The organism is Streptomyces synnematoformans, from assembly GCF_039531005.1.
In the GTDB taxonomy this organism is placed as follows: Bacteria; Actinomycetota; Actinomycetes; order Streptomycetales; family Streptomycetaceae; genus Streptomyces; species Streptomyces synnematoformans.
The window spans coordinates 1-4479 of the sequence record NZ_BAAAPF010000438.1; the positions used below are offsets into that span (position 1 = coordinate 1).

4 protein-coding genes and 1 pseudogene are annotated in these 4479 nt (G+C 73.7%); all 5 read right to left on the bottom strand.

Annotation, left to right across the window (positions count from 1 at the left end; all coding sequences use genetic code 11):
* Positions 1 to 377 (bottom strand): annotated as a pseudogene (locus tag ABD317_RS33895) (serine protease); the annotation flags it as partial.
* 173 nt (positions 378 to 550) lie between these two features.
* Positions 551 to 1453, bottom strand: coding sequence for a tRNA pseudouridine(55) synthase TruB (gene truB / locus ABD317_RS33900; protein WP_344295177.1), 903 nt, complete (start codon positions 1451 to 1453; stop codon positions 551 to 553).
* Positions 1450 to 1956, bottom strand: coding sequence for a 30S ribosome-binding factor RbfA (gene rbfA / locus ABD317_RS33905; protein ID WP_344295179.1), 507 nt, complete (start codon positions 1954 to 1956; stop codon positions 1450 to 1452). Before rbfA ends, truB begins: the two co-directional genes overlap by 4 nt.
* 24 nt (positions 1957 to 1980) lie before the next feature.
* The gene (locus tag ABD317_RS33910; RefSeq protein ID WP_027754903.1) at positions 1981 to 2277 is read right to left on the bottom strand and encodes a DUF503 family protein; all 297 of its coding nucleotides are present in this window, start codon (positions 2275 to 2277) and stop codon (positions 1981 to 1983) included.
* A 99-nt stretch (positions 2278 to 2376) separates the two neighbouring features.
* On the bottom strand, positions 2377 to 4479 hold a 2103-nt coding region (gene infB, locus ABD317_RS33915; protein ID WP_344295181.1), incomplete at its 5' end, for a translation initiation factor IF-2.

Consider the following 4479-nt stretch of genomic DNA (forward strand, 5'->3'; position numbering starts at 1 on the left):
GTGTACGTGGCCGGGGCCGCGGCCACCACCCGCTCCGGCACCCGCACCGCCGCCGGCCGCCCCCCGGCCACCTCGGCGCCGTCCTCGAGCCCGGCCGCGGCGAGCGCGAACGGGCGGCCGCCGGCCAGCCCTCCGGCCCGTACGACCGCGAGGTCGGCGGCCGGCAACGGGGTGACGTCCGCGGCCTCGACGAGCCGCGTGCGCGCGTCGCCGGGGGCGTGCAGCACCAGTCGCGGGAGCCCGTCGACGGCCTCGTGGCTGGTGAGCAGCGTGCCCGCGGCGTCCACGAGGAATCCGGTGCCCCGCGGACGGCCGGCGAGGTCGCGGATGTGCACGACGGTGCCGGGCGCGCGCGGCGGCGGCGATGAGTGCGGCATCGACCAGCCTCCCCGAGTGGGCCCAGGGCATGGCTTGCCACCGGCTGATCACGGGAAACGGGAATGGCGCGATGCGCCCCCGGGGACACCCGTTCGGCGGAGTACCGGCTGTGCGGGCCGCGCCGCGGACGGCCGCAACGGCCGTCGCGTACCCCCCGCGTCCTACCCGCGCGCTACGCGAACACCGCCAGCGCCTTCGCCCGTCCCCCGGCCGGCTCCACCAGCGCCAGGAACCGCCCGTCCGGCCCGAACACCGCGTTCGGCCCCTCCGCCAGCCCCGCCGGCACCGTCACCCGCACCCCGTGCGACAGCAGTCGCGCCTGCTCGGCGTCGACGTCCCAGCGCGGGAAGGCCGCCGCCGCGGCGGCCCCGATCGGCAGCACCTCCAGCCGCTCCTCCAACTGCGCCAGCGTCCGCGCGCCGTCCAGCCCGTACGGGCCGACGCGGGTGCGGCGCAGCGCGGTGAGGTGGCCGCCGACGCCCAGCTCGGCGCCGAGGTCGCGGGCGAGGGCGCGGATATACGTGCCGGAGGAGCACACCACCGTCACGTCCAGGTCCGTGACCCGCGTGCCGTCGCCGGCCGTCGTCGTGCGGACGTCGTGCAGCACGAACGTGCTGACGGTCACCGGCCGGGCCGGCAGTTCCACGTCCTCGCCGTCCAGCACCCGCTTGTACGACCGCTTGCCGGCCACCTTGATCGCGCTGACCGCGGACGGCACCTGCAGGAGGTCGCCGGTCAGCCCGGCGATGCCGGCGTCGACCGCGCCCGGCGGCAGGTCGCCGGCGTCGGCGGCGGCGGTGACGTCGCCCTCGGCGTCGTCGGTCACCGTCGTCTGGCCGAGGCGGATCGTGGCCCGGTACTCCTTGTCGGTGAGCGCGAGGTGGCCGAGCAGCCGGGTCGCCTTCTCCACGCCGACGACGAGCACGCCCGTCGCCATCGGATCCAGCGTCCCGGCGTGGCCGACGCGCCGGGTACGGGCCAGCCGGCGGAGCCGGCCGACGACGTCGTGCGAGGTCAGCCCGGCCGGCTTGTCGACGAGGACAAGGCCGTCCGGGCCGGTCGACTTCCCGCTCATGCCCGCGCCGGGCCCCCGTCCGCGTCCTCGCCCGCGCCGCCGCTCGCGGCACCGCTCCCGTCGCCGTCCTCGTCGTCCTCGTCCCGGTCCCGGCGGTACGGGTCGGCCCCGGCCGCGTACTCCGCGCCCGCGGCGGCGGAGCGCACCTGCTCGTCCTGCTGCCGGGCCCGGGCCAGCACGTCGTCGATGTTCTTGGCGTTCTCGGGCAGCGCGTCCGGCACGAACGCCAGCGTGGGCGTGAACTTCACCCCGGCCGCGGCGCCGACCGCCGAGCGCAGCACGCCCTTGGCGCTCTCCAGCCCCTTCGCGGCCTGCGCCCGCTCCTCGTCGTCGCCGTACACCGTGTAGAAGACGGTCGCCTCCCGGAGGTCGCCGGTGACCCGCGTGTCGGTGATGGTCACCCTGGAGCCGAGCCGCGGGTCCTTGATACCCCGCTGCAGCTTCTCGGCCACGACCTCACGGATGAGGTCCGCCAAGCGCTTCGCCCGTGCGTTGTCGGCCACTGGTCCGTCTCCTTGCCCACTTGTCTACTCGTCGTCTTCGTGGTGGATCCGCCGGCGTACGGCCAGCAGCTCCACCTCCGGCCGGGCGGCGAGCATGCGCTCGCAGCGGTCCAGCACGTCGGTGAGGTGCCCGGCGTCCCCGGAGACCGTCGCCAGACCGATCACGGTCCGCCGGTACAGGTCCTGGTGTCCGACCTCCGCAGCGGTCACCGCGTACTTGCGGATCAGCTCCGCGACGATCGGGCGGACGACGGAGCGCTTCTCCTTCAGCGACCGTACGTCGCCGAGGAGGAAGTCGCAGGAAAGCGTTCCTACGTACACGTGTGTCCGGATCACCCGCCGGTACGGGATATACGGGATGGTGGGCGGCGAAGGGGCGGCCCTTCGTGAAGGGCCGCCCCCTGCCGACGGTGCTGCGGGTCAGCCGCGCGGCTTCTCGCGCATCTCGTATGTCGCGATGACGTCGTCCACCTTGATGTCGTTGTAGTTTCCGAGGTTGATACCGCCCTCGAACCCTTCGCGGATCTCGGTGACGTCGTCCTTGAAGCGGCGCAGGCCCTCGATGTTGAGGTTCTCCGCGACCACCTTGCCGTCGCGGACGACCCGGGCCTTGGAGTTGCGCCTGACCTCGCCGGAGCGGATGAGCACACCGGCGATGTTGCCCAGCTTGGAGGAGCGGAAGACCTCGCGGATCTCGGCGGTGCCGAGCTCCACCTCCTCGTACTCCGGCTTGAGCATGCCCTTCAGCGCGGCCTCGATCTCCTCGATGACCTGGTAGATCACCGAGTAGTACCGGACGTCGACGCCCTCGCGCTCGGCCATCTGCGTCGCCCGGCCCTCGGCGCGGACGTTGAAGCCGATCACGATCGCGTCCGAGCCCGTGGCCAGGTCGATGTCGGTCTCGGTGACCGCACCCACGCCGCGGTGCAGCACGCGCAGGTCCACCTCTTCACCGACGTCCAGCTGCATCAGCGAGGACTCCAGCGCCTCGACGGAACCCGCCGCGTCGCCCTTGATGATGAGGTTGAGCTGCTGCACCTCGCCGGCCTTGAGCACCTTGTCCAGGTCCTCCAGCGACACCCGGCGGGTGCGCTTGGCGAAGGCGGCGTTGCGCTCGCGCGCGGCGCGCTTCTCGGCGATCTGGCGGGCCGTCCGGTCCTCCTCGACCACCAGGAAGTTGTCGCCGGCGCCGGGGACACTGGTCAGACCGAGCACCTGGGCGGGGGTCGAGGGGCCGACCTCCTCCAGGGGGTTGCCCATGTCGTCGAGCATGGCGCGCACGCGGCCGTAGGCGTCGCCGACGACCATCGTGTCGCCGACGCGCAGCGTGCCGCGCTGGACCAGCACGGTCGCCAGGGCGCCGCGGCCGCGGTCGAGGTGGGCCTCGATCGCGAGGCCCTCGGCGTCCTGCTTCGGGTTCGCGCGCAGGTCCAGGCTGGCGTCCGCGGTGAGGACGACGGCCTCCAGCAGGTCCTCGATGTGCAGGCCCTCCCTGGCGGAGATGTCGACGAACATCGTCTCGCCGCCGTACTCCTCGGCCACCAGCCCGTACTCGGTGAGCTGGCCGCGTACCTTCGCCGGGTCCGCGCCCTCGACGTCGATCTTGTTGACCGCGACGACGATCGGCACCTCGGCCGCCTTGGCGTGGTTCAGCGCCTCGACCGTCTGCGGCATCACGCCGTCGTTGGCCGCGACCACGAGGATCGCGATGTCGGTCGCCTTCGCACCGCGGGCACGCATGGCGGTGAACGCCTCGTGACCCGGGGTGTCGATGAAGGTGATCCGGCGCTCGTCGCCGTTGACGTCGGTCGCCACCTGGTACGCGCCGATGTGCTGGGTGATGCCGCCGGCCTCGCCCTCCAGGACGTTGGTCTTGCGGATCGCGTCCAGCAGGCGCGTCTTGCCGTGGTCGACGTGGCCCATGACGGTGACCACCGGGGGCCGCGGCACGAGCGCCTCCTCGCCGCCCTCGTCCTCGCCGAACTCGATGTCGAAGGACTCGAGCAGCTCGCGGTCCTCCTCCTCCGGGCTGACGACCTGGACGGTGTAGTTCATCTCCTCGCCCAGGAGGTGCAGCGTCTCGTCGGAGACGGACTGCGTCGCGGTGACCATCTCGCCCAGGTTGAACATCACCTGGACCAGCGACGCCGGGTTGGCGTTGATCTTCTCCGCGAAGTCGGTGAGGGACGCGCCGCGGGAGAGACGGACCGTCTCGCCCTTGCCGCGCGGGAGCATCACGCCGCCGATGGACGGCGCCTGCATCTGCTCGTACTCCTGGCGGCGCTGCCGCTTCGACTTGCGACCGCGGCGCGCGGGACCGCCCGGACGCCCGAAGGCGCCCTGCGTGCCGCCGCGGCCACCGGGACCGCCGGGACCGCCGGCGAGGCCGGGACGGCCACCGCCGCCGGGACGGCCGCCGAGGCCGCCGCCACCGGCGCCGCCGCGCCGGAGACCGCCGAAGCCGCCGCCACCGCCGGGCCGGCCACCGCCCGTTACCTCATCGCCGCCGACGGCGGCCGCACC